This window comes from Streptomyces sp. NPDC050732 (assembly GCF_040654255.1).
Classification (GTDB): Bacteria; Actinomycetota; Actinomycetes; order Streptomycetales; family Streptomycetaceae; genus Streptomyces.
On the sequence record NZ_JBFAHP010000002.1, the window covers coordinates 188767 to 214070 of the forward strand.

At 69.8% G+C, this 25304-nt stretch carries 23 protein-coding genes; 13 read left to right on the forward strand and 10 right to left on the reverse strand.

Annotation, left to right across the window (positions count from 1 at the left end):
- Nucleotides 1-2016 (forward strand): FUSC family protein, encoded by a 2016-nt coding sequence (locus AB0H82_RS02870; RefSeq protein ID WP_362988075.1) that lies wholly within the window; start codon nucleotides 1-3, stop codon nucleotides 2014-2016.
- Between the two features lie 92 nt (nucleotides 2017-2108).
- Here the strand turns inward: AB0H82_RS02870 and snpA are convergent, their stop codons facing one another.
- A complete protein-coding gene (snpA, locus tag AB0H82_RS02875; protein ID WP_362988077.1) occupies nucleotides 2109-2753 on the reverse strand; it encodes a snapalysin in 645 nt (214 codons plus the stop codon).
- 222 nt (nucleotides 2754-2975) lie between these two features.
- Here snpA and AB0H82_RS02880 point away from each other — a divergent pair, with 222 nt between their 5' ends.
- On the forward strand, nucleotides 2976-3950 hold the full coding sequence (locus AB0H82_RS02880; RefSeq protein ID WP_362988079.1) for a LysR family transcriptional regulator: 975 nt from the start codon (nucleotides 2976-2978) through the stop codon (nucleotides 3948-3950).
- 32 nt (nucleotides 3951-3982) lie between these two features.
- On the opposite strand, the gene AB0H82_RS02885 is transcribed toward AB0H82_RS02880, so the two are convergent.
- Entirely contained in the window at nucleotides 3983-6100 is a 2118-nt protein-coding gene (locus AB0H82_RS02885) for a PhoX family protein (protein ID WP_362988307.1), read from the reverse strand.
- A gap of 290 nt (nucleotides 6101-6390) precedes the next feature.
- Between AB0H82_RS02885 and AB0H82_RS02890 the strand changes: the two genes are divergently transcribed.
- Both AB0H82_RS02890 and metG read left to right on the forward strand, forming a co-directional pair.
- Nucleotides 6391-8160: a VWA domain-containing protein gene (locus tag AB0H82_RS02890; protein ID WP_362988081.1), complete on the forward strand. Its 1770-nt coding sequence runs from the start codon at nucleotides 6391-6393 to the stop codon at nucleotides 8158-8160.
- A gap of 102 nt (nucleotides 8161-8262) precedes the next feature.
- Nucleotides 8263-9882, forward strand: coding sequence for a methionine--tRNA ligase (gene metG / locus AB0H82_RS02895; protein ID WP_362988083.1), 1620 nt, complete (start codon nucleotides 8263-8265; stop codon nucleotides 9880-9882).
- An 81-nt stretch (nucleotides 9883-9963) separates the two neighbouring features.
- Here the strand turns inward: metG and AB0H82_RS02900 are convergent, their stop codons facing one another.
- The 3 genes from AB0H82_RS02900 to AB0H82_RS02910 all read right to left on the reverse strand — a co-directional run bounded on the left by AB0H82_RS02900 (nucleotide 9964) and on the right by AB0H82_RS02910 (nucleotide 11319).
- Complete coding sequence (locus AB0H82_RS02900) at nucleotides 9964-10551, reverse strand: Uma2 family endonuclease (protein WP_362988085.1); 588 nt, start codon at nucleotides 10549-10551, stop codon at nucleotides 9964-9966.
- A gap of 81 nt (nucleotides 10552-10632) precedes the next feature.
- Complete coding sequence (locus AB0H82_RS02905; RefSeq protein WP_362988087.1) at nucleotides 10633-10884, reverse strand: hypothetical protein; 252 nt, start codon at nucleotides 10882-10884, stop codon at nucleotides 10633-10635.
- Between the two features lie 36 nt (nucleotides 10885-10920).
- Nucleotides 10921-11319 carry an ATP-binding protein gene (locus AB0H82_RS02910; RefSeq protein WP_362988089.1) on the reverse strand — a complete coding sequence of 133 codons (399 nt, stop codon included), beginning with the start codon at nucleotides 11317-11319 and terminating at the stop codon, nucleotides 10921-10923.
- 234 nt (nucleotides 11320-11553) lie between these two features.
- Here AB0H82_RS02910 and AB0H82_RS02915 point away from each other — a divergent pair, with 234 nt between their 5' ends.
- From AB0H82_RS02915 to AB0H82_RS02935, 5 genes are all read left to right on the forward strand, one after another.
- The gene (locus AB0H82_RS02915) at nucleotides 11554-12405 is read left to right on the forward strand and encodes a helix-turn-helix transcriptional regulator (protein WP_362988091.1); all 852 of its coding nucleotides are present in this window, start codon (nucleotides 11554-11556) and stop codon (nucleotides 12403-12405) included.
- Nucleotides 12406-12412: 7 nt separating this feature from the next.
- On the forward strand, nucleotides 12413-12601 hold the full coding sequence (locus AB0H82_RS02920; RefSeq protein WP_362988092.1) for a DUF397 domain-containing protein: 189 nt from the start codon (nucleotides 12413-12415) through the stop codon (nucleotides 12599-12601).
- Nucleotides 12598-12906 (forward strand): DUF397 domain-containing protein, encoded by a 309-nt coding sequence (locus AB0H82_RS02925; RefSeq protein WP_362988094.1) that lies wholly within the window; start codon nucleotides 12598-12600, stop codon nucleotides 12904-12906. Before AB0H82_RS02920 ends, AB0H82_RS02925 begins: the two co-directional genes overlap by 4 nt.
- Complete coding sequence (locus AB0H82_RS02930) at nucleotides 12846-12980, forward strand: hypothetical protein (protein WP_362988309.1); 135 nt, start codon at nucleotides 12846-12848, stop codon at nucleotides 12978-12980. Before AB0H82_RS02925 ends, AB0H82_RS02930 begins: the two co-directional genes overlap by 61 nt.
- 93 nt (nucleotides 12981-13073) lie before the next feature.
- A complete protein-coding gene (locus AB0H82_RS02935; RefSeq protein WP_362988096.1) occupies nucleotides 13074-13982 on the forward strand; it encodes a hypothetical protein in 909 nt (302 codons plus the stop codon).
- A 39-nt stretch (nucleotides 13983-14021) separates the two neighbouring features.
- Here AB0H82_RS02935 and AB0H82_RS02940 read toward each other — a convergent pair whose 3' ends face one another.
- A complete protein-coding gene (locus AB0H82_RS02940; protein WP_362988098.1) occupies nucleotides 14022-14654 on the reverse strand; it encodes a TetR/AcrR family transcriptional regulator in 633 nt (210 codons plus the stop codon).
- A 129-nt stretch (nucleotides 14655-14783) separates the two neighbouring features.
- Between AB0H82_RS02940 and AB0H82_RS02945 the strand changes: the two genes are divergently transcribed.
- Complete coding sequence (locus AB0H82_RS02945; RefSeq protein ID WP_362988100.1) at nucleotides 14784-15677, forward strand: NAD(P)-binding domain-containing protein; 894 nt, start codon at nucleotides 14784-14786, stop codon at nucleotides 15675-15677.
- Between the two features lie 134 nt (nucleotides 15678-15811).
- The gene (locus AB0H82_RS02950) at nucleotides 15812-15991 is read left to right on the forward strand and encodes a hypothetical protein (protein ID WP_362988102.1); all 180 of its coding nucleotides are present in this window, start codon (nucleotides 15812-15814) and stop codon (nucleotides 15989-15991) included.
- 166 nt (nucleotides 15992-16157) lie between these two features.
- Here AB0H82_RS02950 and aspS read toward each other — a convergent pair whose 3' ends face one another.
- A complete protein-coding gene (gene aspS, locus AB0H82_RS02955; protein WP_362988104.1) occupies nucleotides 16158-17936 on the reverse strand; it encodes an aspartate--tRNA ligase in 1779 nt (592 codons plus the stop codon).
- Between the two features lie 207 nt (nucleotides 17937-18143).
- Here aspS and AB0H82_RS02960 point away from each other — a divergent pair, with 207 nt between their 5' ends.
- Complete coding sequence (locus AB0H82_RS02960; protein ID WP_362988105.1) at nucleotides 18144-20348, forward strand: SpoIIE family protein phosphatase; 2205 nt, start codon at nucleotides 18144-18146, stop codon at nucleotides 20346-20348.
- 173 nt (nucleotides 20349-20521) lie between these two features.
- Here AB0H82_RS02960 and AB0H82_RS02965 read toward each other — a convergent pair whose 3' ends face one another.
- From AB0H82_RS02965 to AB0H82_RS02975, 3 genes are all read right to left on the reverse strand, one after another.
- Nucleotides 20522-21559: an AI-2E family transporter gene (locus tag AB0H82_RS02965; RefSeq protein WP_362988107.1), complete on the reverse strand. Its 1038-nt coding sequence runs from the start codon at nucleotides 21557-21559 to the stop codon at nucleotides 20522-20524.
- A gap of 70 nt (nucleotides 21560-21629) precedes the next feature.
- Nucleotides 21630-22586, reverse strand: a complete 957-nt coding sequence (locus tag AB0H82_RS02970) for a pirin family protein (protein WP_362988109.1) — start codon at nucleotides 22584-22586, stop codon at nucleotides 21630-21632.
- A gap of 163 nt (nucleotides 22587-22749) precedes the next feature.
- A complete protein-coding gene (locus tag AB0H82_RS02975) occupies nucleotides 22750-23241 on the reverse strand; it encodes an SseB family protein (RefSeq protein ID WP_127913024.1) in 492 nt (163 codons plus the stop codon).
- A gap of 129 nt (nucleotides 23242-23370) precedes the next feature.
- Here AB0H82_RS02975 and AB0H82_RS02980 point away from each other — a divergent pair, with 129 nt between their 5' ends.
- Nucleotides 23371-25197 carry an acyl-CoA dehydrogenase gene (locus AB0H82_RS02980; protein ID WP_362988311.1) on the forward strand — a complete coding sequence of 609 codons (1827 nt, stop codon included), beginning with the start codon at nucleotides 23371-23373 and terminating at the stop codon, nucleotides 25195-25197.
- Nucleotides 25198-25304: the final 107 nt, after the last annotated feature.

A 25304-nucleotide genomic window follows, 5' to 3' on the forward strand; every position in this document is an offset into this window, starting at 1 on the left:
ATGCCCCGAGAGTCCCGTACCGCCCGTCCGGTCCGTCCGGTCTCACTGAGCCCGCTCACCCCACCCGACTGGCTGGTCAGGTCCCTCAAACCGCAGTCCGCGCCCATCCCCTGGGCGGCCGTGGCCCGCGCCTCCGTGGCGATGGCGCTGCCCCTCGCCGTCGGCATCCTCGCGGACAAGCCCACGTACGGCGCGCTCGCCTCCATGGGCGCCCTCTCCGGAGTCATCGGCGACACCGCCGACGCCTACCGCATGCGGATCTTCAACATCGCCGTGCCGCAGCTCTTCGGCGCCATCGGCGTCACCCTCGGTTCGCTCGTCTTCGGGCACGGCTGGGTGGCGGTCGGCGTGGTCACGTTCGTGGCGCTGGTCTCCGGGATGATGTCGACGATCGGCGCCGTCGCCTCCGTGTCGGGCCTGCTCCTGCTGCTCAACTCCGTGGTCGGCGCCGGGCTGCCCATGCCGGGGGAGTGGTGGCTCGCCCCGGCCCTGATGACCGGCGGCGGCCTCCTCGTCCTCGCGCTCGCCCTGCTCGCCTGGCCGCTGCGCTCCGGCGTCCCCGAACGCTCCGCCGTCGCCGCCTCCTACCGCTCGGTGGCCGCGCTGCTCGACGCGGCGGGCACGGACGCGTACGGCGACGCGCGCACCGCCGTGACGGCCTCGCTCAACCAGAGCTACGACCTCGTCCTCGCCCGGCGCACCCGCGACCACGGCCGCAACCCCGAACTGGTCCGCCTCGTCGCCCAGTTGAACGCCCTCACCCCGATCGTCGAGGCCGCGCCCGCCGCCGACCAGGCCGCCCGCCACGCCTGCGTACGCCTGCCGCCCGAGGTCCCGGCCGCCGTCCGCGCACTCGCGGACGCGGTGGAGCGGGGCGCGACCGCGCACGCCGCCGGCAGCGCGCCCGCCACCCGCGCGGCGGCCCGCATCCCCGACCCTCAGGACCACGCCACCCGCGCCCTCGACCACGCCGTGCTGCACGCGGCGGAGACCCTCGCCGACCCCGACCCGCTCGGCGTCATCGCCGCCGACGACCGCCTCGGCCGCCCCGCCGCCCTGCGCGTCCGCGCCCGCCGCGCCGCCCGCAACGTCATCCTGTCCGGCACCTCATGGCGCTACGGCCTGCGCCTCGCCCTGTGCATCGGCATCGCCCAGGCCCTGGTCTCCCTCGTCGACGTCCCCAGGTCGTACTGGGTGGCGCTCACCGTCACCTTCGTCCTCAAGCCCGACTTCGGCTCGGTCTTCTCGCGCGCCGTCCTGCGCGCGCTCGGCACGGCGGCCGGCCTGGTCGTCGCGGCCGCCGTCCTCGCCGAGGTGCCGCACGGCTGGTGGGACGTGCCCGTGATGATGCTGCTCGCCCCGCTCATCCCGGCCCTCACCACCCGCGGCTACGGCTACCAGACCGCGGCGATCACCCCGGTCATCCTGCTGCTCTCCGACATCCTCAACCACCAGGGCCTCGGCCTCGTCGTGCCGCGCCTCGTCGACAGCCTGATCGGCTGCGGCATCACGCTCGTCGCCGGATACCTGCTCTGGCCGGAGAGCTGGGGCACCCGGATCGGCGACCGCCTCGCGGACGCGGTCGCCGATACCGCGCGGTACGTGGAGTGCGCGTTCGGCACCGACGGCGAACCCGCCGAGCGCGCCCGCATGCGCCGCGGCCTCTACCGCGACCTGTCCGTCATCCGCTCCGAGTTCCAGCGCGCCCTGACCGAGCCGCCGCCCACCGGCACGCGGGCGGCCGCCTGGTGGCCACTGGTCGTCGCCGTCGAACGCATCCTCGACGCCACGACGGCGGCGAGAGTCCGCATCCGCCACGGCGCGGAACCCCCCACTCCCGAGGAGGTGGCCGAAGTCGCCCACGAACTGGAGGGCCTGGCGGACCGCCTGCGCAAGTCGGTGATCCTGGAAAAGGGCCACGCGGACTTCACGGACGACTCCAAGGAGAGCGTCCTGGAGCCGTTGCGGCAGGAGGTGAGCGCGGCAAGGGCGATCGCCTCCCCGAAGGCGCCCTGAAGGGGCGCCTTTCAGGGGCGCGGGGAACTGCGCGACCAGCCCAAGCCGGCCCGCAGCTCCCCGACAACCGAAAATCCCGTTACAGCCCCGCGCTAGCGGACCTTGTGCAACGCCTTGGCGAGCCCATTGGCCCAAAGCTGCTCGACCTTCGAGCGCTCCGCCGCGTCAGGCTGCGCGTTCGTGCAGGAAGGCCCGGGCCCGCCGCCCGACATCAGCTGGCTGCACGGCCCGTCGTACGTGTCGGGCAGCCCGAGCACGTGCCCGGTCTCGTGGGCGGTGACGCGCGTCGAGTCGTACTCCTGGTTCTGCGCGTGGTCCAGGAAGATGTAGCCGTTCCCGTGGCCGTCCGTGCTCGCGTACGAGCCGCGCGGGTCGTTGCCCTCGCGGTACTCGAAGCTCGCGCCCGAACTGCCCTCCTGGAGCTTGACGTTGGAGACGGCGCTGTTCCATATGGACGTCGAGCTGGCTATCTGCTGGGCGAAGGAGGGCGCGCCGGACGCGTCGTACGTGACGGTCACGGACTTCGCTCCGGGGTTCGCCGCACGCTTCTCGGCGACCGCCTTCACGACGGCCTCGAAGAACGCCTTGTTGGCCTTGGCCTCCGCGGCCGATCCCTCGTACTGGGCGTACGAGGCCACAGGAGCGGGAGTGGGGGTCGCGGCGGACGCCGAGGTCGCGCCGAGGCCGGCCACGGTGAGGCCGAGGACGGCGGCGACGGACAGGTAACGCTTGTTCATGTGTGGGGGGCTCCCTACTCGTTCCACGACCGCGTGGGGGCGGTCGGTGAAAGGTGAACGGTTCGGTACCGGTGAGTGTCGGGGAGCGTGGGGCGGGTGGGGATGATGGCAATTCGCGATAGTCCAGGGCTATCGCCGGGACCCGGCCTGCCCAGATCGGCCGGTTCTCATGGGGTTTGAGCGTCTGGTGCGGCGGCCGTACCGCCTCTACGCTCAACGGCCATGGAGCTTGAGGTCAGGCACCTCCGCGCACTGTGCGCCATCGCGGACACCGGCAGCCTGCACAAGGCCGCGCGGCAGCTCGGCATGAGCCAGCCGTCGCTGACGACGCAGCTGCGGCGCATCGAGCACGCGCTCGGCGGCCAGCTCTTCTGCCGCGAGCGCACCGGCTGCCGCCCCACCCAGCTCGGCCGGGTCGTCCTCAGCCGCGCCCGCCCCCTCGTCACGGAGATGCGGGCGCTGGTCGCCGAGACCAGGGCGGCCGCCACCCGCACCGCCGAGGGCCCGCAGCTGCGCATCGGCTCCACGGCGAGCCGCGCCATACCGGGCTGGCTGCGCAGGCTGCGCGCGCGCCTGCCGGGGACCGAGATGTCGCTCCAGATGGACGTGTCCGCGAACGCGCTGCTGCGCATGGTGGAGACCGGGCAGCTCGACATCGCCTTCGTGCATGAGGTGGAGGGCTGCCCGCTGCGGATGCCGGACAGCCTGCGAAGACGGATACTCCTCGACCGGGAGCCGCAGTTCGTCTCCCTCGCCGCCGACCATCCGGCGGCGGACCGTCCCGTCGTACGCCTCTCCGACCTCGGGGACGACCGCTGGATGGTGGACCCGACGGTCGACGGCGAGTGGGACGGCCTGCGCCGCGTCCTGACCGCGGCCGGCCTCAACCCCCGTGTCCTGCACGGCGATTACCTCACCGCGTCGTCCCTGGTCGCCACCGGCGAGGTCGTCACCCTCTGCCAGCCGACCTCGCGCGGCAGGACCGACATGGCCGTACGCCCCCTGTACGGCGACCCCCTCGGCGTACGCCTCATCCTGACGGCGCGCACGGAGGAAGAGCTCGACGCGGTGTACGGCGAGCTGGAGGCCGCCTACTGGGAGGCTGCACGGCAGGCGCCCGCCTATACGGAGTGGCTGCTGCGGGCCGGCGACGCCCGCGGGACGACCGGCGGGACGCTGGTCCCGGCCACCCGCTGACGCTCACCGACCCGCGCCGTTCTTCCGACCGGTCAGACGCCGATGTCGCGGCCGTCCTCGCGCCACACCGCGACGACCGACGGCCGGACGATCTTTCCGGGCCCGTCGGGCCAGGAGCTCGCCGGCTTCTCCACCGACGCGCCGTCGACCTCGCCCGGGTGCTGCACGGAGACGAGCACCCGCCGGTCCTGGACGATCGGGCCGCAGGTCTCCGCGCCGGTCGGCATGGTCAGGAACTGCTTGAGCTCGCCGCGCCGGTCACCGCGCGTGGCGACGCCGAACAGGCCGTCGTGCGAGCCGAGCTGGTTGCCGTCGGTGGAGATCCACAGGTTGCCGTGCGGGTCGAAGGCGACGTTGTCGGGGCAGGAGATCGGGGAGACCCGCTCCTTGGGGAAGCCCGCGAAGTACGTCGAGGGGTCGTTCGGGTCACCGGCGACGAGGAAGAGCGACCAGGCGAAGGTGGTGGCGTCCGCGCGGTTGCGGCGCTCGGTCAGTTCCAGGATCTGCCCGTGCTTGTTGAGGTTGCGCGGGTTGGCCTCGTCGGCCCCGGCCTTCCCGGCCTTGCCGCGGTCGGAGTTGTTCGTCAGCGCCACGTACACCTTGCCGGTGTGCGGCGATGGCTCGATGTCTTCGGGCCGGTCCATCTTCGTGGCACCCACCTTGTCACCGGCGAGGCGCGTGAAGACGTACACCTCCTCGGCGGTCATGCCGTCGACGTGCGAGACGGCCTTGCCGCCCGGCCCGGCGGTGGCGAGCGGAATCCACTTCCCGCTCCCGTCGAACTCCCCGTCCTCCGGCAGCGTCCCCTTGCCGTCGATCTCGTCCGCGGGCGAGTCACCGGTGAGCTTGGCGACGTACAGGGTGCCCTCGTCGAGCAGCGACAGATTGTGCTCGTGGGCGGCGCGGGACGAGCCCTTGGCCATCCGCTTGCTGCTGACGAACTTGTAGAAGTAGTCGAACTTCTCGTCGTCGCCCATGTAGACGACCGGGCGGCCGTCGTGCGTGAGGCGCGGCTGCGCGGCCTCGTGCTTGAACCGGCCGAGTGCGGTGCGCTTGCGCGGAGTCGACTCCGGGTCGTACGGGTCGAGCTCGACGACCCAGCCGAACCGGTTGGCCTCGTTGGGCTCCTGGGCCAGGTCGAAGCGGCGGTCGAACCGCTCCCACTTCCGCTCGGAGGCGGCACCGGTCACGCCGTACCGCTTCAGCCGGGCGGCGGTCGTCGGGTCGGTCACCTTCTCCGCGTTGCCGAAGTACTGGTTGAAGTTCTCCTCGCCGTGCAGCGTCGTGCCCCACGGGGTGGTGCCGCCCGAGCAGTTGTTGAGCGTGCCGAGGACGGTGGTGCCGCGCGGATCGGCCTTCGTACGGACGAGGGGGCTCCCCGCGACCGGCCCGGAGAGGCGGAAGGGGCTGGTGGCGGTGAGGCGCCGGTTGAGGTGATGGCGGCTGACGGCCCGCAGCTTCCCGCTCTTCCTCTCCCCCTCGACCACGACGACGGAGAGACCGTGAGCCGCCCAGGCGATCTCGACCTGCTCACGGGTCGGGTTCTGGGGGTCGTACCCCTTGAACATCAGGATCTCGTCCGTGTACTCGTGGTTGGCGACGAGCACCTGCCGTCCGTGCTCACGCCGGAGCGGCAGCAGACTCAGAAAGTCGTTGTTGTACCCGAACTGCCCGGCCTGCGCCTTGGCGGTCTGCTTCTCCGCGTCGAAGGCGGGGGCGCCGCGCAGGATGGGCTCACCCCAACGAATGATGACGTCCTGCTCATACCCGGCGGGGACGGTGACGGCGTCGGCGGTGTTCGGCGCGACGGGCGCGAACCGCAGTCCGCGCGCCCCCTTGCTCTTCCTGTCACCCTTCCTGTCATCCTTCATGTCGCCGGTACGGCCCGCGGGCACGGCGGCGACGGCTTCCGGGGCGGCCGGACCCGCTATCAAGGCACCGCCCGCGGCACCGGCGACGGTCACCACGGCGGCGGCGCGCATCATCGAACGACGGCTGAGCGCACCGGCGATGACATCGCCGACGTACTCGTTCTCGCTGGTGTTCGGAACCTCGCCGAAGCAGGCGTCGCCGCAGCGGAAGCGGCAGGTCAGGGCGGAACGGCCGCCGCTCCCCTGATGCGAGGTGATGATCGGCAGCAGCTTGCGCACGTGTCCTCCGTCGTCTGGCATGGCCTGTTTTCGCCGTGACGCTATGGGCGGTATTCGGCATAACGACGGCCGGAGGGTGAACGGAGAGTGAATCCGTGACGCACGGGAAGGAGTTGAGGCCAGGCTGGCCTGTGGGGCGATGCGGAGGTGATGCGGGCGAGTGAGGTGCCAAGTACCACTCGGCAACCGCTCGGCGACCCTGCCCAAGATCGCCCACAGCGGCGGCTAACCTTACGTGTCCGCCCTGGCCAGGGATTTTCGGGAATCAACTCACGCGAAGGGTTGCGCACATGGGCATTCTGAACCGCCTGCGGAACGCGTTCGGACGGTCACGCAAGGAGAGCGTTCCGGAGGCACGGGAGCCTGAGCGTGCGGAGCGTGCGGAGCGTGCGGAGCGTGCGACTGCGCCGGAACAGGAGGCGACGCCCTCGGAGCGGGATGCGGCACCCTCGGAGCAGGTGACCCTCCCGTCCCCCTCCCCCGAGCCGACCCCGCCCCCCAAGGCCTCGATCCCGTCCCCGAGCCCCACGGTGGACGACCTGGTAGCAGCGGCCTTCGACAACGTAACGGTCCCCCAACAGACCACGTCGCCGAGCACCGATGACGAGGGCGTCCCTGAGGCCGACCCGGAGCCGAAGGCTGAGGCGGCGCCCGAGGCCGAGCCCGAGCCGAAGGCTGAGGTGGCACCCGAGGTCGAGACCGCTCCGGAGGTCGTCTCCGAGCCGAAGGCTGAGACCGCTCCGGAGGTCGCCCCCGAGCCGAAGGCTAAGGCGGCCCCTGACACCGAGCCCGAGCCGGAGGCTGAGGCGGCTCCCGAGGCCGAGGTCGAGCCGAAGGTCGCTCCCGCCCCGCAGGCGGACGAGCCCGAGGCCGAGGCCGAGCCCGCCACCGCTGTGGGCAATCGTCCCGCTGGGCGGGACGGGTGGGCACAGCCCCCGGCGCCGAGCACCGACAACGAGGGCGTCCCTGAGGCCGACCCGGAGCCGAAGGCCGCTCCCGCCCCGCAGGCGGACGAGCCCGAGGCCGAGGCCGAGCCCGCCACCGCTGTGGGCAATCGTCCCGCTGGGCGGGACGGGTGGGCACAGCCCCCGGCGCCGAGCACCGACAACGAGGGCGTCCCTGAGGCCGACCCGGAGCCGAAGGCTGAGGCGAGGAACGAGGCCGAGCCGGAGGCTGAGGCGGCGCCCGAGGCCGAGCCGGAGGCTGAGGCGGCGCCCGAGGCCGAGCCCGAGCCGAAGGCTGAGGCGGCGCCCGAGGCCGAGCCCGAGCCGAAGGCTGAGGCGAGGAACGAGGCCAAGCCCGAGCCGGAGGCTGAGGCGACCCCTGACACCGACCCCGAGCCGGAGGCTGAGGCGGCCCCGGACGCAGGGGGCAACCACACCCCGGCCAACGGAAAGCCCGCCGTCCCCGCCGCAAAGGTGAGGTCCAAAGCCCCGGCGCTGGCCCCCGCCTACAAGGCCGCCGGCGCCGCCCTGAAGAAGAACAACCTCACAGGAACCCGAGCCCAGGTCTACCTGGTCCTCGACCGCTCCGGCTCCATGCGCCCGTACTACAAGGACGGCTCGGCCCAAAGCCTCGGCGAACAGATCCTCGCCCTCTCCGCCCACACGGACCCCGAAGCCACCGTGCACGTCGTCTTCTTCTCCACGGAGATCGACGGCACCGGCACCCTCACGCTCCCCGAGCACGAGAACCGTATCGACGACATGCACGCGGCAGCGGGCCGCATGGGCCGCACCAGCTACCACCGCGCGATCGAAGAGGTCGTGGCGCACTACGAGAAGTCGGAGCACAAGGAGAACGGCACCCCCGCCCTGGTGATCTTCCAGACGGACGGCGCCCCCGACGCGAAGGGCCCGGCGACCCAGGCCCTGAAGGACGCCGCCGCACACCCCCTGTTCTTCCAGTTCGTGGCGTTCGGCGAGCACGACGCGAAGGGCTTCGACTACCTCCGCAAGCTGAAGGCGGACAACGCGGCGTTCTTCCACGCGGGCCCGACCCCGCGCGAGCTCACGGACAAGGAGCTGTACGAGGGCCTGCTGTCGTCCTGGCGCCCATGACCGACCCGACGTACGCCATTCCAGGGGGCGCACCGGAACCCACCGGTCCACCCCCTGGAATCGAGGTGAGTGGATCTTCACAGGCCCGTTAGGATTTCGACCATGGCGGCCACTGGATCCGAGAAGCAGGGGACGAGCGAAGACGCGAAGGCGTTCTACGTGACGACCCCCATTTACTACGTCAACGACGCTCCTCACCTGGGCCACGCCTACACGACCGTTGCAGGGGACGTGCTCACGCGCTGGCACCGTCAGCGCGGCGAGAAGGTGTGGTACCTCACCGGCACGGACGAGCACGGTCAGAAGATCATGCGCACGGCCGAGGCGAACGACGTCACCCCCCAGGAGTGGTGCGACAAGCTCGTCACCGAGGCCTGGAAGCCCCTCTGGGAGCACCTGAACATCGCGAACGACGATTTCATCCGTACGACGGAGAAGCGTCACACCGACCGCGTGCAGGAGTTCGTCCAGGATCTCTACGACAAGGGCGAGATCTACAAGGGCGGCTACGAGGGTCCGTACTGCGTGGGCTGCGAGGAGTACAAGCTCCCCGGCGACCTCATCGAGGCCGAGGACGGCACGAAGCTGTGCCCGATCCACAAGAAGCCGGTGGAGCTCCTCAAGGAGGAGAACTACTTCTTCAAGCTGAGCGAGTACGGCGACAAGCTCCTCGCCCTGTACGAGGCGAACCCGGGCTTCATCCAGCCGGAGTCGGCGCGCAACGAGGTAGTGAACTTCGTCAAGCAGGGCCTCCAGGACCTCTCCATCTCGCGCTCGACCTTCGACTGGGGCGTCAAGGTCCCGTGGGACGACAAGCACGTCATCTACGTCTGGGTCGACGCCCTCCTGAACTACGCGACGGCCGCGGGCTACGGCGCGAACCAGGAGAAGTTCGAGTCGACCTTCCCGGCCGACGTCCACCTCGTCGGCAAGGACATCCTCCGCTTCCACGCGGTGATCTGGCCCGCGATGCTGCTGGCGCAGGGCCTGCCGGTGCCCGGCAAGGTCGCGGCGAACGGCTGGCTGATGGTCGGCGGCGAAAAAATGTCGAAGTCGAACCTGACGGGCATCAAGCCCCAGGACCTCACCTCCCACTTCGGCGTGGACGCGTACCGCTGGTACTTCCTGCGCGCGATCGCGTTCGGCAGCGACGGCTCGTTCTCGTGGGAGGACTTCACGGCCCGCTACACGAGCGAGCTGGCGAACGACTACGGCAACCTCGCGTCCCGCGTCGCGGCGATGGTCGGCAAGTACTTCGGCGGCGAGCTGCCCGAGGCGACGGCGTCCGGCGACGCCGAGCAGGCGGTCAAGGACGGCCTCGCCAAGGCCGTCGCGACCGCCGACCGCGCGATCGGCGAGGAGCTGGACTTCCAGGCCGGCATCCTGGCCGTCTTCGACTTCATCAAGCAGGTCAACGGCTACATCACGGAGCAGGAGCCGTGGAAGGTCGCCAAGGACGACTCCCCGGAGGGCAAGGCCCGCCTGGCGACGATCCTCTACACCGCGGCGGAGTCCCTGCGCGCGGTGGCGGTCCTCCTCAACCCGATCATGCCGGAGACCTCCCAGAAGCTCTGGGACTCCCTCGGCGCGGAGCCCCTCCTGGGCGCCCTCGCCGACCAGGACGTCCGCACCGCCGGCACGTGGGGCACGCTCCCCGCGGGCGCGACGGTGACGAAGGGCGCGGTGCTCTTCCCCCGCCTGGAGGAGAAGCCGGCCGCGTAGCGGCATCCATCTGTCGTACGCGGAAAAGGGCCGGACCCGTCACACACGGGCTCCGGCCCTTCGTCCTTCGTCATGCCGCGCTCAGTGCACCCAGTCCTTCAACGGCTCGGTGTCCACCTCGATCCCCACCGGATCCGGCAGCGCCACGCACTTGCCGAACGGAACCGTCACCACCACCTCGTACCGCTCCCCGTCGGGCTGCGAGTGCACCTTCACCTCGCAGGTGTCGCGGTCGATGAGCAGATATACCGGGATGTCGCTCTCGGCGTAGGCGCGTGGCTTCTCGACCCGGTCGCGGCCATCGGTGTCGGCGTCGCCCGAGGTGACCTCGACGACCATCAGCACCCCGTCCGTGGATGCCCACTCGCCCTGTCCCACAAAGGTGTCGATGGGAGCGAGAGCGCCATCGGGGCGTGCGTTCCCCTTACGGTAGGTCTCGATGCGCAGGCCCTGGTCGGGAAAGAGCCAGAGGCCCTGCCGCGACTGGATGCAGATCTGTGTCAGCCACGCGATGATCCGCCCGTGGTCACCGTCCGGCACTGCCTTGACCCCCAGTTTCCCGTTGACGAACTCCAGCCGCAGCGCTTCGTTCGTCCGTATGGCGTGGCGAGCGAGTTCCTCGAAATCGTCCTGGGTCAAGACACTGGCCCGTCCATCCACGACGCTCATGACGGCCTCCTTCGGATCGGGTGACGTCATCCAAATTACGGGGGCCGACGGTCGGCGCGCGCCCCGGCGTGACGGTGAACGTCAGGCTTCGTCGCCGTCGAACAGGGCAGCCGCGTCGGTCACCTCGTAGGCACGGTCGAGCCACACCGCGAGGCGGTCCAGGTCGCCACAGGCCCGCACCCGCTCCCGGTCCGTCTCCGACAGCCCGACGCCGCGCCAGTCGAGCGTGCGCAGGATGGCCCGTCCCCGCTCCTCGGCTCGCGCCTCGTCGCGACCTTCGTCCCGCACCTTCTCGGCGCCCTCGTGCCGGAAGAAATAGTTGGTCGTCGTCATCAGGTCCCTCCAGATTTTCTGTGCCTGGGGAACGAGCTACGCCGCACTGAGTTCGCACCAGACGTGCTTGCCGGGCTCCGTGTCCCCCGGGGACCATCCCCAGCCATCGGCACAGGCCCGCACCAGGTCGAGGCCGCGCCCTTGCTCGTCACCCGCGTCGGCGGTGCGCGGAGGCGGGGCGGGCGGCGTGGGGTCGGCGTCCCAGGCCCCCACGCGGAGGACTCCGTCGGAGTAGCGGACGCGGAGGGCGGCGGGGCCCTTGGTGTGCCGCACGGCATTGGACACGAGCTCTGTGGCCAACAGCTCCGCCATGTCGGTGAGTTGGGGCAGGCAGTGCATCGTGAGGATGAGGCGGAGGGCACGGCGACAGATCGTGACGGCGCGGAGGTCGTGGGGGATGTACAGGGTGTACTCCCAGGGTTCGCTTCCAGGCATGCGAGAACTCCTGTTGGGGGTGGGGGAGTTACCGGACGCGGCGGTGTGCGGGCGGTGGCAGTGTCACTCCGTCATGGCATGACGGGGCGGTGCGCTTCCGGGGTCCCGGTTCTCGCAGCGTGTGCGACGCGTCACTGACGGTAGGGCCACAATTTGGGACCATGCAACCCGTTGCCGTAATCTCTCCCTCTAACGGGTCACCGCTCCACAGCAGTTGGGCTCAAGGGGAAAGCCATGGCACGTAGGAAGCAGCCCACCGCACGCCAGGAACGCCTGGGTGCTGAACTGCGAAAACTGCGCGAGGCTGCAGGCCTCAAAGGGCGTGAAGCCGCCGCGCTGCTCGGAACGGACTCGGCCCAGATGAGTCAGATCGAGTTCGGTACGGCGGGCGTCAGCGAAGAGCGCGTGCGGCGGCTCGCCGCCCATTACGCCTGCTCGGACCCCGAGCTCATCGAATCACTTGTCGCGATGGCCGCCGACAGGACGCATGGGTGGTGGGAAGGGTATCGAGGGCTGCTGCCCACACCATTTCTTGACCTGTCGGAACTGGAGCACCACGCCACCTACTACTGGGACGTGAACTTCCTGCACATCCCCGGCCTCCTGCAGACGGAGGACTACGCTCGCCGAATCCTGGGCCACCGAGTCCCCGAGCTCCCCGATTCGGAACTGGAACTGCGCGTGCAGCATCGGATGGACCGAAAGGTCATCATCCAGGGTCCCCATCCCACGCCATACGAGACCGTGATCCATGAGGCTGCACTCCGCATCCGGGTAGGCGACCGCCCCGCCGCCCGACTGCAGCTTGCGCAGGTGCTGGAAGCCTCCGAAGCAGACCACGTCACTGTCCGGGTGATCCCCTTCGACCTGGACGGTTTTGCCGGCGCCGACAGCACCATGGTGTACGCGGGAGGAGCAGTACCCAAGCTGGACACCGTCGTGCGCGATGCGCCGAGTGGCACAGCATTTATCGACTCCGAAGCCCAACTCGGCCGCTTTCGAACGCTCTTCCGTAGAATGGTGGCCGCATCGCTCGAACCTGGACGGTCCCGGGACTTCATCAACAGAGTGGCGAAGGAGCTGTGAGACGCCCATGACCACGCCCGACACCTGGCAGAAGTCGTCCTTCTCCGGCAGCGGCGATGGCAACGCCTGCGTCGAAGTGGCGAGCACCGACAACCACATCCGCCTCCGCGAAAGCGATGAGCCCGGCGTCGAACTGACGACTGCCCCAGCCACCCTGAACCAGCTACTGCGGACCATCAAGGCAAGCCAACGATGAACGCCACCGCTTGGCAGAAGTCGTCTTTCTCCGGCGGCGGCGACGGGGATACATGCATAGAGCTGGCAAGCGCCGATGCCCACATCCGCCTCCGCGAAAGCGACTGTCCCATCGTCGAACTGGCAACTCGTCCCGCAGCCTTGGCCCAGCTCCTGCATGCCATCAAGGAGGGCCAAGGACGAACACCACCGCCTGGCAGAAGTCGTCACTCTCCGGCAGCGGAGACGGCAACAACTGCCTGGAACTGGCCACCGTCAGTGGAACTGTCCATCTCCGCGAAAGCGAAGACCCCACCACGGAACTGAGCACCGCCCCGGAAGCCCTCGCGGGACTCCTGCGTGCCCTCCGGGCCGGGGGCCCTCTCAGCCCACGGCCCTAGCCGTAGCGAGGGGAACGTTCCCTCCGCACTCGAAAGAGTGATCACCCTCCCCGAGTGGGGAAACTCGGCCCTTGATCCGCCTAGCTTCCTCACATGGTCACATCGCAACACGAGGCCTCGCACAGGATCTTCCAGGAGCGCCCCGAGCTCCTGGCTCCGGTCTTCCGGCTCCTGGGCGTGGCGCTCCCCGAGAATCCGACCGTCGAGGTGATCACGCCGGACGTCACCGAGACCCGGCCCATCGAGCGCCGCGTCGACACCCTGCTCCGGGTCAGTGCCCCGAACGGCCGCGCATTCCTGCTGGTCGTAGAGGCTCAGCGGCGCCAGGACCGGGAGAAGGCGGTGAGCTGGGGGTACTACCTGACGTACCTCTACTCGAAGTACCACATCCCCGCCCTGCTCCTGGTCGTCTGCCAGGACAAAGCCACCTCGACCTGGGCGCTCGGCCCCTTCCGGATCGGGGTGGAGGGATGGACCGCCCTGAGCGTGCACCCACTGGTCCTCGGCCCCGACAACGTACCGATGATCGTCGACTCCGAAGAAGCCGCCCAGAACCTGCCCTTCGCTGCTTTGTCCGCGTTTACGCATGCGCGTGGCCCGGAGCACAAGGCCATACTGGAGGCACTGGTCACCGCCCTGGGATCAACCGGCGACGGCAAGACGTTCGATTACTACTGGCAAATGCTGGACGCCGGCCTGGGCGACACTCCTGCCCGAGCCGCCTGGAAGGACTTGGTGAAGATGGCTGCGGATATCTACTTCCCCGGACAGGGCACCCTCGCCGAGGAATTGTTCCTCGAAGGCGAAGCCAAGGGTGAGGTCAAAGCGATCCTCCGCGTCCTGGAGCTGCGCGACGTCCCCATCTCCGACACCGCCCGCGAACGAGTCAAGAGCTGTACCGACTTCCCCACCCTCGACCGCTGGCTCACCCGCGCCGTCACAGCAACCGACGCAGACGACCTGTTCAGCGACACGGAGCACCCTCAGGAGCAGGGCGAGTAAGCCCGGACGGACGATCGCGTACGGGGCCGGGCCGGGGCCTCACGCCCCGTACGTACCCACCAACCGCGCCAACTGCCGCCCCACCGCCCGCAACGGCTCCTCGCTGCGTGCGACCTGCGCCGTCACCTCGGCGCCCTCCAGCGCGCCGATCACGGTCGTCGCCACCTCGCGCGCGTCCTGCGCCGAGAAACCCGCCCCGAGCAGCCGCTCCTCGACGATCAGCTCCCAGCCGCGCAGCGCCTCCGCGCAGACCCGCTGGATCTCCGAGTCGGAGCCGAGCGTCTCCAGGGCCGCCGCCGTGACCGGGCAGCCGTCGACCCAGCCCGACTCCCTCAGGCCCACCGCCAGTTCGACCGCGCAGCGCTCGATCGCGGCGCCCGGGTCGGCGTCACCACCCGCCAGCCCCTCCCGCAGCACCTCCGCGAACTCCTCGGCGCTGTAGGTGATCGCGGCCACCGCGACGGCCTCCTTCCCGCCGGGGAAGAAGTGGTAGACGGAGCCGAGCGTCGCCTCCGCCTCCTTGGCGATCTGCTTGATGCCCGTGCCCACATAGCCCTGCCGCTGAATGAGGCGAGCGGCGACGACGACGATCCGGTCGCGCGTGCCGAGGGACGCACCGGACGCTTCGCCGGAGGCCGGGTCTGGGGCTGGGGCTGAGCTCTTCTGGGCCATGCCCCCACTCTACCCACCCACTAAGTAGAGCGTTCGTTCTAGAGCTGTGCTACGTTCTCCCCACGCCGCTAGATAGAGCGATCGTTTTAGTCACTCCAGCGCAGCCGAACAACTACCCAGGAGACACGTATGCCTTCCGCACCCCAGCCCACCCCGTCCGTCACCGTCATCGGCCTCGGCCCCATGGGTCAGGCCATGGCCGCCGCCTACCTCGACCGCGGCTACGACGTCACCCTCTGGAACCGCACCCGGTCCCGCGCCGACGCCCTCGTGGAGCGCGGCGCGACCTTCGCCGAAAGTGCCGAGAAAGCCCTGCTCGCCAACGAGTTGGTGGTCCTCAGCCTCACCGACTTCGACGCGATGTACGCGATCCTGGAGCCCGCCAAGGCGGCCCTCGCCGGCCGCACCGTCGTGAACCTCAGCTCGGACACCCCGGAGAAGGCCCGCGCGGGCGCCCGCTGGGTGACCGAACTCGGCGGCACGCACCTGACCGGCGGCGTCCTGGTCCCGCCGCCCCTCATCGGCACCGCCGACGCGTCGACGTTCTACAGCGGTCCCCGCGAGGCGTACGACAAGCACCGCCCCGCCCTCGAAGTCATCACCGGCAAGTCCGACTACCGGGGCGAGGATCAGGGGCTCGCCGCGCTCATGTACCAGCTGAACATGGTCATTTTCTGGCCATCAATGATCGCCTACTGGCAGGCCGTCGCCATGGCCGCCGCGCACGGCATCACCGCCGCCGAAATCGCCCCCTACGCCACCGAGAACTTCGCCGGCATGGGGCACTTCATCGACTTCTACGCACCCCGCATCGACGCGGGCAACCACGCCGGTGACGTGGACCGCGTCTCGATGGGCCTGGCCAGCATGGAACACGTCGTCCACACGGCCGCCGACGCGGGCGTGGACACCGCGTTCCCGGACGCCGTGCTCGACGTCTTCCGCCGGGTCGTGGAGGCGGGGCACGGGGCGGACAGCTTCTCGCGGGCCGTGGAGCTGATGGCGAAGAAGGAGGAGAAGTAGAACAACAAACCGCAGTTCCGGCCCGGTTCGACTGCCCACTCAAACGAGGGGTATGTCTCACGGTGAGCTAAGTCATGCGGAGAGGAGGCTTAAATTGACGCCGCCTTCACACCCGCCTACGTAAGCTTCACGACATGGCCACGACTCCCTCCCCCGACCGCCGGCGCACCGCCGACGAGGTCAATGAGGACATCCGTGCGCTGTGGCTGCGCGCGGGAGGACGCCTCCGCCCCGACGAACGCGCGCTGTACGAACAGCTCGTGACGGAGTGGGCCGAAGCAGAGGCCAACTCCTCCCCGACCCACGCAGCTTGAGCCGAGCCCGCTAGGGCGCGCCCCGTAGGGGCGCAGCCTCAGGGGCGCGGGGCTGTGACATATGCGGCTCCGCCGCGTGGGCGCGCCCAGCCACAAAGCACCCGCACGCGACAGCGAACAGCAAAAGGCCCCGGAACCAACGGTTCCGGGGCCAATTACGTAACCGCTACTGCGCCGCCGACTTCGGCGCAACAGGCTTCCGCAGAGAAATGTTGAGCTCCCGCAGCCGGGACTCATCCAGCTCCGTCGGCGCCCCCATCATCAGATCCTGCGCGTTGCCGTTCAGCGGGAACGCGATCGTCTCGCGGATGTTCGGCTCGTCGGCGAGGAGCATCACGATGCGGTCGACGCCGGGGGCGATGCCACCGTGCGGCGGCGCGCCGAGGCGGAAGGCACGCAGCATGCCCGCGAACTCGTGCTCGACGGTCTCCGCGTCGTAACCCGCGATCTCGAAGGCCTTCAGCATGACCTCGGGCTCGTGGTTCCGGATGGCGCCGGAGGACAGCTCGATGCCGTTGCAGACGATGTCGTACTGCCAGGCGAGAATGTCGAGCGGGTCCTTTTCCTCCAGGTCCTTCATGCCGCCCTGCGGCATCGAGAAGGGGTTGTGGGAGAAGTCGATCTTGCCGGTCTCCTCGTCCTTCTCGTACATCGGGAAGTCGACGATCCAGCAGAAGCGGAAGACGCCCTCCTCGAAGTGGCCCGCGCGCTTGGCCGCCTCGACGCGGACCGCGCTCATGATCTTCGAGACCTCGTCGAACTCGCCCGCGCCGAAGAAGACGGCGTGACCGGCCTCCAGGCCGAGGCGCTTCGTCAGCTCCGCCACGTTCTCCTCGGTGAGGAACTTGGCGATCGGGCCCGTCAGCGAGCCGTCCTCGGCGACGCGCACCCAGGCCAGGCCCTTGGCACCCTGCTCCACGGCGTAGTCACCGAGGCCGTCGAAGAACTTGCGGGACTGCGACGCCGTGTCCGGGACCGGAAGCGCGCGCACGTGCTTGCCCGCGAACGCCTTGAACTCCGAGCCCTCGAAGATGTCGGTGATGTCGACCAGTTCGAGCTTCGCGCGCAGGTCCGGCTTGTCGTTGCCGTACTTCAGCATCGACTCGCGGAACGGGATGCGCGGGAAGGGAGACGTGACCTCGCGGCCGCCGCCGAACTCCGTGAACAGCTCCGTCATCAGCTTCTCGATGGGCTGGAAGACGTCTTCCTGCTCCACGAAGCTCATCTCGACGTCGAGCTGGTAGAACTCGCCCGGCGAGCGGTCCGCGCGCGCGTCCTCGTCGCGGAAGCAGGGCGCGATCTGGAAGTAGCGGTCGAAGCCCGAGATCATCAGCAGCTGCTTGAACTGCTGGGGGGCCTGGGGCAGCGCGTAGAACTTGCCGGGGTTCAGGCGGGACGGGACGACGAAGTCGCGCGCGCCCTCGGGGGAGGTCGCGGTGAGGATCGGTGTCGCCATCTCGTTGAAGCCGAGGGCCACCATCTTGGAGCGGATCGAGGCGATCACGGCGCTGCGCAGCATGATGTTGCGGTGCATGCGCTCGCGGCGCAGGTCCAGGAAGCGGTACTCCAGGCGCCGCTCCTCGTTCACGCCGTCCTCGGCGTTGATCGTGAAGGGCAGCGGGCCCGCGGCGCCGAGCACCTCGACCTCGGCGGCCTCGATCTCGATCTCGCCGGTGGGCAGCTCCGGGTTCACGTTGTCGGCGCCGCGCGAGACGACCTTGCCGTCGACGCGGACGACCGTCTCCTTGGAGAGCTTGTCGAGCGTCTCGGCGGCGGGCGTGCCCGGGCGGGCCACCAGCTGCGTGATGCCGTAGTGATCGCGGAGATCGATGAAGAGAATGCCGCCCAGGTCTCGGCGATTGTGCAGCCAGCCGCTCAGCCGGACGTCGGTGCCGACGTCAGAGGCGCGGAGCTCGCCGCAGGTGTGGGACCTGTACCGATGCATCGTCGTTCATCCAGTCTTCGCGAATAGGGGAGAGAGCAGACGCTCCCAAGGCTACCGTCCGGCCGAGGATCGGTTTCCGGATATCACCGGGGGCCACCCGCAGGGAGGGCCGGGGCCGCCCGCCGAAGGGGCCGGGGCCACCCGCCCGGGACCGGATGCCATCAGGTTCGGTGGCGCCTCACGTGTACATCTTCCTAAAGTGGGTCAATGCGCACCGACGATCCCCTTCTGCAGGTGGGGGATGACTCCCTGCCACCCGTACGGGACGTCCTGGCCGCCGTCGCGACCGGGCTGTGGCGCTGGGACAACGCATCCGGGACCGTCACGCTCGACGCCGAGGCGGCCCGGCTCCTCGGCCTGCCCGCCCGCGCCCAGACCGTGTCCGAGGCGGGCGTACGCTCCCGCTTCCACCCCGTCGACTGGAACGAGATCTACGGAACCGTCCAGCTCGCCGTCGCCGAGGGCACCCTCGCCGAGGCCCGGCTGCGGATCATGGACGAGACGGGGCGCCGGGTTTTGCGCACCGTGCGCAGCCGCTCCAAGCCCGTCATGCACGGGGCGACCGAGGCGTACGAACTGGTCGGCACCTTGCAGGAAGTCACGGAGCCCGCGCCCGGCACCGCCGCCCGCACCCCCGTCACCGGCGACTGGCGCCGCTCCCGCGAGGCGTTCCTGCTGGACGCGGGGCGGGCGCTCGCCGAGGCACGCTCCACGGAGGAGGTGCTGCGGGTGGCCGGCGGGCTCTCCATGCCGGGGTTCTCGCCGGACGGGCTCGCGGTCTTCGGAGTGGAGGGCGAGCGGCTGACGATCATCGGGCACCACGGGCACCAGCCCGGCGACGACGGGCCCTTCTCGGCGATGCCGCTGGACACCGACTACCCGGCCGCCGAGGTGGTACGCACCGGACGTGCCGTCTACCTCTCCACCCCGGAGGACTACCGCAGGCGCTATCCCGCCTCCTGGCCGCTGGCCAGCCGCTTCGAGCGGCAGTCGTGGGCGTTCCTGCCGCTGACCGTCGCGGGCCGCACGATGGGCGCGTGGATGGCGGCGTTCACGTATCCGGTGTCGTTCACGCCCGACGAGCGTTCCGTCCTGACGACGGTGGCGCGCATGCTGGCGCAGGCGCTGTCGCGGGCCGGTGTCGCAGAGTCGGAGCGGGAGCTGACGGAGGGGCTGCAGCGGTCGATGCTGCCGATGCTCGGGCCGCAGATCCCGGGGATGAGCGTGGCAGCCCGCTATGTGCCGACCGGCGGCGGGCTTCAGGTGGGCGGCGACTGGTACGACATGATTCCGCTGCCCAGCGGCCGTATCGCCTTCGTCATCGGGGACGTGCAGGGGCACGACGTGCGCGCGGCGGGCCTGATGGGACAGCTGCGGATCGCCCTGCGCGCGTACGCCTCGGAGGGGCACCGCCCGGACGCCGTCCTCTCCCGCGCGACGCGCTTCCTGTCGGGGATCACCGAGTCCATCACCTTCGGGTCGAGCGGCACGGGCGCCGACGAGGCCACGGAGTACGACCCGCGCTTCGCGACCTGCCTGTACGTGGAGGCCGACCCGGCGACCGGCGTCCTGGAGATGGCCCGCGCCGGGCACCCCGAACCCGCGATACGCATGAGCGACGGAACGGTTCTGCTGCGGCCCACCGCGGGCGGCCTGCCGCTCGGCATCGACCCGGACGCCGACTATCCGACGACGCGGCTCGTCCTGGAACCCGGCGAGACCATGCTGATCTGCACCGACGGCCTCATCGAGACCGGCGGCCACGACCTGGACAGCGGCTGGTCACGGATCAGGACGACCCTGGAGGAGTACGAGGGCGACGGTGACTCCGAGGGCCTCGAACAGCTCGCCGACTCGCTCGTGCAGGCCGTGCACGGGCCGTCCTCGCACCACACGACGGGACCGCTCGCCGACCGCCGCGAGGACGACATAGCGATACTGCTGCTGAGCCGCACGAGCCGGCCCGAGCAGCGCACGGACGCCCGCCGCACGGTCCTCACCATCGCCCAGGCCGAACCGGAGCGCATCGCCGGGGCCCGCAGGCACCTGCGGGACCTGCTGCACGACTGGGCGGACGACGACCAGGTCGACTCGGCGGTCCTGATGGTCTCGGAGATGCTCACCAACGTCCTCGTGCACACGGACGGCGACGCCCTGATGGTCGCCGAGGTCACCGGTGCGCCGGGCGCGCGCAGGCTGCGGGCCGAGGTCGCGGACGGCAGCGACGACCTGCCGCACAAGCGGCAGCCGGGTGAGCTCGCCTCTTCGGGGCGCGGGCTCGTCCTGATGGAACTGCTCGCCGGGGCGTGGGGGGTGGACCCTCGCGGTGACGGCAAGAGCATTTGGTTCGAGCTGTACGAGGATGCGGGGGCCTCCGGCGGTGGGGTGGGGGAGGGCGCCCTGGAGGGGTGATGTGCGGGTCGTACGGGGGCTCACGCAGTTCCCCGCGCCCCTGAATAGCGCCGTCGTCACCTGCGGCAGCGCTGTGGTTGCTCGCGCAGTTCCCCGCGCCCCTGAACAGAGCCGTCGTCGGCCGCGGCGCCGTGGGGGTTGCTCGCGCAGTTCCCCGCGCCCCTTACGGGGCGCTATGTCGTGCCCGTGTAGGTGCCTCGCAGTTCCGACACGATTCCGAAGGCCGCCGCCGTGAGGGGGACCGCCAGGAGCATGCCGAGGATGCCGGCCACCGAGGCGCCTGCGGTGATCGCCAGCATGACCACTGCCGGGTGCATCTGGACCGTGCGGCTCTGGATCATGGGCTGGAGGATGTGGCCTTCGAGGACCTGCACGGCCAGGACCACGCCGAGTGCCCACAGGGCGATCACGAAGCCGCGGTCGGCCAGGGCGACCAGGATGGCGACGGCGCCGGACAGGAACGCCCCGAGGTAGGGGATGTAGGCCCCGACGAAGACGAGCGCGCCGAGGCCCCAGGCGCCGGGGACGCCGAGGATCAGCAGGCCGACGGTGATGCAGATGGCGTCGATGAACGCGATGATCGTCGTCCCGCGCATGAAGCCCTCGATGGCCTCGAAGGCACGGCGGGCCATGGCCTCGATGATGCCGGCGGTGTTGCCGGGGGCGAGGGAGCGCAGTGTGCTCATCGCTCGGTCGGAGTCCCGTAGGAAGAAGAAGACGAGCAGCAGGGCGAGGACGGCCATCGCCATCATCTCGCCGACGGTGCTGATGCCGCTGATCACTCCGGACGCGGCGGTCCCGCCGAACTTCCCGAAGAGTTCCTTGGCGTTGGACGCCATGTCGTCGAGCGAGGTGCCCGCCGCCCCGAAGTACTTCGACAGGTCGGTCGCGGCCTGCTTGAGCGAGGCGATGATCTGGTCGCCGCTGTCGATCAGCGCCTTGACCACGATGTAGGTGGCCCCGCCGACGACGGCGACGACGGCCGCGCAGGTCAGCCCGGCGGCGAGCGACCGCTGCACCTTCATTCCGAGCAGCCGCCGGTAGAGCGGTCCGAGCAGCGCGGTGCCGAGGAGCGCGAGCAGGACCGGGGTCACCGCTGTCTTGAAAGTGACGCAGAGCCAGATCCCCACGGCGGCCACGCCGGTGACGAGGAGGACGACGACGCACCAGGCGGCGGTGCGGCGCGCGGGCTCGGGCAGGAGGGTGCTCACCCCTCCTACCCGAACACGGGGCCGTGCCCCGCGCACGTTATGTACGGCCAGGGACGGGATTACACCGGGACTACATGCCGTGCACGGCGGGGACGGAGCCGAGCCGTCCCTTCTGGAAGTCCTCGAAGGCCTGCTGCAGCTCGGCCTGACTGTTCATCACGAACGGGCCGTAGTGGGCCATGGGCTCCCGGATCGGCTGCCCGCCGAGCAGCACGATCTCCAGGTCGGGGGCGTGCGCGTCCTGCCGCTCGTCGGCGCGGACGGTCAGCGAGGACCCGGCGCCGAAGACGGCGGTCTGCCCCATGTGGACGGGGCGCCGCTCGGCGCCGACGGTGCCGCGGCCGGCGAGGACGTACGCGAGTCCGTTGAAGCCCTCGCGCCAGGGCAGGGTGACCTCGGCGCCGGGCCGCACGGTCGCGTGGATCATCGTGATCGGCGTGTGCGTGATGCCGGGGCCCTCGTGCCCGTCGAGCTCACCGGCGATGACGCGGAGCAGCGCGCCGCCGTCGGGGGTGGAGAGCAGCTGGACCTGGCCGCCGCGGATGTCCTGGTAGCGGGGGTCCATCATCTTGTCCTTGGCGGGCAGGTTCACCCACAGCTGGAGGCCGTGGAAGAGGCCGCCGGACATGACGAGCTCCTCGGGCGGCGCCTCGATGTGCAGGAGGCCGCTGCCGGCCGTCATCCACTGGGTGTCGCCGTTGCGGATGGTGCCGCCGCCGCCGTTGGAGTCCTGGTGCACGAAGGTGCCGTCGATCAGGTACGTGACCGTCTCGAAGCCGCGGTGCGGGTGCCAGGGGGTGCCCTTCGGCTCGCCCGCCTCGTACTCCACCTCGCCCATCTGGTCCATCATGATGAACGGGTCGAGGTACTTGTAGTTGATCCCCGCGAAGGCCCGGCGCACCGGGAACCCCTCGCCCTCGAAGCCGCTCGGCGCCGTGGTCACGGCGAGCACGGGGCGCGCCGTCGCGTCGGCCGGTGCCACCACTCGGGGCAGGATCAGCGGGTTCTCGACAGTCACTGCAGGCATGGTCGGTACCTCCTCGTTCGCTCACTTTAGTTGAACGTAGAACTTTCTGCCACTGGGAACGAGTGAAGCCCGGAGGGAATTCCCTCCGGGCTCCGGGGGTGGCTTGAAGCGATCTACGAGTGAGCCGGCGCGGTCCCGACCGGGCCGCACACGCGGTCCCGACCTAGCCGTACATACGGCGCATCGCGAAGTCGACCATCTGCTCCACGGCCTTCGCGTCGAAGACCATGCGGTGCTCGCCCTCCATGTCCAGGACGAAGCCGTACCCGGTCGGGAGCAGGTCGATGACCTCCGCACCGGTGATGACGAAGTACTTGGAGTCCTTGCCCGCGTACCTGCGCAGCTCCTTGAGGGACGTGAACATCGGGATCACGGGCTGCTGCGTGTTGTGCAGGGCGAGGAAGCCGGGGTTGTCACCGCGCGGGCAGTAGACCTTCGACGTGGCGAAGATCTGCTGGAAGTCCTCGGCGGACATCGACCCCGTCGTGAAGGCCCGCACGGCGTCCGCGAGGGACGGCGGCGAGGGCTCGGGGTAGAGCGGAGGCTGCTGGCCGTAGCCACCGCCGGGCATGCCCTGCATCTGCTGCGGCGGCGGCTGCGCGCCCGGCGGGGCGTACTGCTGCTGGGCGCCGGGATTCTGGTCGTAGCCGTACATGCGCGTAAGCGTACTGAGTCATGGACGTCACAGATGGGCTGTTAGGGGTTGCGCCTTATTACCGACGGGTAGCATCATCGTAGCTACTTGCTGGTATTCATCCACTTTCCTGCTTACGGAGCCTTCGCCATGGGCCACTACAAGTCGAATCTCCGCGACATCGAGTTCAACCTCTTCGAGGTGCTCGGCCGCGACAAGCTGTACGGCACCGGCCCGTTCGCGGAGATGGACGTCGACACCGCCAAGAGCATCCTCGACGAGCTGCGCCGCCTCGCGGAGAACGAGCTGGCGGAGTCCTTCGAGGACGCCGACCGCAACCCGCCGGTCTTCGACCCCGCGACCAACACCGCCCCGGTGCCCGCATCGTTCAAGAAGAGCTACCAGGCCTTCATGGACTCCGAGTACTGGCGCCTCGGCCTGCCCGAGGAGATCGGCGGCACGACCTCCCCGCGCTCCCTGATCTGGGCGTACGCGGAGCTGCTGCTCGGCGCGAACCCGGCCGTCTGGATGTACTCGTCCGGTCCGGCGTTCGCGGGCATCCTCTTCGAAGAGGGCAACGAGGCGCAGAAGAAGATCGCGCAGATCGCCGTCGAGAAGCAGTGGGGCTCGACGATGGTCCTGACCGAGCCGGACGCCGGTTCGGACGTGGGCGCGGGCCGCACGAAGGCCGTGCAGCAGGAGGACGGCTCCTGGCACATCGAGGGCGTGAAGCGCTTCATCACGTCCGGCGAGCACGACATGTCGGAGAACATCCTCCACTACGTCCTCGCCCGCCCCGAGGGCGCAGGACCCGGCACCAAGGGCCTCTCCCTCTTCCTCGTCCCGAAGTACGAGTTCGACTGGGAGACCGGCGAGCTGGGCGAGCGCAACGGCGTCTACGCCACGAACGTCGAGCACAAGATGGGCCTCAAGGCCTCGAACACCTGCGAGATGACGTTCGGCGACCAGCACCCCGCCAAGGGCTGGCTGATCGGCGACAAGCACGACGGCATCCGCCAGATGTTCATGATCATCGAGTTCGCCCGCATGATGGTCGGCACGAAGGCCATCGCGACGCTCTCGACGGGCTACCTGAACGCCCTGGAGTACGCCAAGGAGCGCGTGCAGGGCCCCGACCTGGCCCAGTTCATGGACAAGACGGCGCCCAAGGTGACGATCACCCACCACCCCGACGTGCGCCGTTCCCTCATCACGCAGAAGGCGTACGCGGAGGGCATGCGCGCCCTGGTCCTGCACACCGCGGCCGTCCAGGACGAGATCCAGGTCAAGGAGGCGGCGGGCGAGGACGCGTCGGCGCTGATCGCGCTCAACGACCTCCTCCTCCCGATAGTCAAGGGCTACGGCTCGGAGAAGTCGTACGAACTGCTCGCCCAGTCGCTCCAGACGTTCGGTGGCTCGGGGTACCTCCAGGAGTACCCGATCGAGCAGTACATCCGTGACGCCAAGATCGACACCCTCTACGAGGGCACGACGGCGATCCAGGGCCAGGACTACTTCTTCCGGAAGATCGTCCGCAACCAGGGCGCCGCGCTGAACGGCCTCGCCGAGGAGATCAAGAAGTTCCTCGCGGTCGGCACGGGCGGCGAGACCCTTGCCGCCGCGCGCGAGGAGCTGGCCAAGGCCGCCGTCGAGCTGGAGGCCATCGTCGGCGTCATGCTGACCGACCTCGCGGCCACGGAGAAGGACGTCAAGTCCATCTACAAGGTGGGCCTCAACACGACCCGCCTCCTGATGGTCTCGGGCGACGTCGTCGTCGGCTACCTGCTGCTGCGCGGTGCCGCGGTCGCCGCCGAGAAGCTGGAGACGGCTTCGGCGAAGGACAAGGCCTTCTACGAGGGCAAGATCGCCGCCGCCAAGTTCTTCGCCGCGAACGTCCTGCCGGCCGTCGCGACCGAGCGGAAGCTCGCCGAGGGCGTGGAGCTGGACCTGATGGAGCTGGACGAGGCGGCGTTCTAGTCAAGGACGCCCCCCAGGCAGCACGGCGCCTCCTGAGGCGCCCGTACAGCCCCTGACGCACCACGACGGCCCGCCCCGCCCCGGGGCGGGCCGTCGTGCGTCGGCCA

Coding starts and splice junctions, on each gene's coding strand:
- aspS (WP_362988104.1), bottom strand. CDS start 17,936: ATGCATCGGTACAGGTCCCACACCTGCGGCGAGCTCCGCGCCTCTGAC.
- AB0H82_RS02910 (WP_362988089.1), bottom strand. CDS start 11,319: ATGCCTGGAAGCGAACCCTGGGAGTACACCCTGTACATCCCCCACGAC.
- snpA (WP_362988077.1), bottom strand. CDS start 2,753: ATGAACAAGCGTTACCTGTCCGTCGCCGCCGTCCTCGGCCTCACCGTG.
- AB0H82_RS02905 (WP_362988087.1), bottom strand. CDS start 10,884: ATGACGACGACCAACTATTTCTTCCGGCACGAGGGCGCCGAGAAGGTG.
- AB0H82_RS02980 (WP_362988311.1), top strand. CDS start 23,371: ATGGGCCACTACAAGTCGAATCTCCGCGACATCGAGTTCAACCTCTTC.
- AB0H82_RS02915 (WP_362988091.1), top strand. CDS start 11,554: ATGGCACGTAGGAAGCAGCCCACCGCACGCCAGGAACGCCTGGGTGCT.
- AB0H82_RS02920 (WP_362988092.1), top strand. CDS start 12,413: ATGACCACGCCCGACACCTGGCAGAAGTCGTCCTTCTCCGGCAGCGGC.
- AB0H82_RS02890 (WP_362988081.1), top strand. CDS start 6,391: ATGGGCATTCTGAACCGCCTGCGGAACGCGTTCGGACGGTCACGCAAG.
- AB0H82_RS02960 (WP_362988105.1), top strand. CDS start 18,144: ATGCGCACCGACGATCCCCTTCTGCAGGTGGGGGATGACTCCCTGCCA.
- AB0H82_RS02900 (WP_362988085.1), bottom strand. CDS start 10,551: ATGAGCGTCGTGGATGGACGGGCCAGTGTCTTGACCCAGGACGATTTC.
- AB0H82_RS02940 (WP_362988098.1), bottom strand. CDS start 14,654: ATGGCCCAGAAGAGCTCAGCCCCAGCCCCAGACCCGGCCTCCGGCGAA.
- AB0H82_RS02870 (WP_362988075.1), top strand. CDS start 1: ATGCCCCGAGAGTCCCGTACCGCCCGTCCGGTCCGTCCGGTCTCACTG.
- AB0H82_RS02945 (WP_362988100.1), top strand. CDS start 14,784: ATGCCTTCCGCACCCCAGCCCACCCCGTCCGTCACCGTCATCGGCCTC.
- AB0H82_RS02880 (WP_362988079.1), top strand. CDS start 2,976: ATGGAGCTTGAGGTCAGGCACCTCCGCGCACTGTGCGCCATCGCGGAC.
- AB0H82_RS02970 (WP_362988109.1), bottom strand. CDS start 22,586: ATGCCTGCAGTGACTGTCGAGAACCCGCTGATCCTGCCCCGAGTGGTG.
- AB0H82_RS02950 (WP_362988102.1), top strand. CDS start 15,812: ATGGCCACGACTCCCTCCCCCGACCGCCGGCGCACCGCCGACGAGGTC.
- AB0H82_RS02935 (WP_362988096.1), top strand. CDS start 13,074: ATGGTCACATCGCAACACGAGGCCTCGCACAGGATCTTCCAGGAGCGC.
- metG (WP_362988083.1), top strand. CDS start 8,263: ATGGCGGCCACTGGATCCGAGAAGCAGGGGACGAGCGAAGACGCGAAG.
- AB0H82_RS02925 (WP_362988094.1), top strand. CDS start 12,598: ATGAACGCCACCGCTTGGCAGAAGTCGTCTTTCTCCGGCGGCGGCGAC.
- AB0H82_RS02975 (WP_127913024.1), bottom strand. CDS start 23,241: ATGTACGGCTACGACCAGAATCCCGGCGCCCAGCAGCAGTACGCCCCG.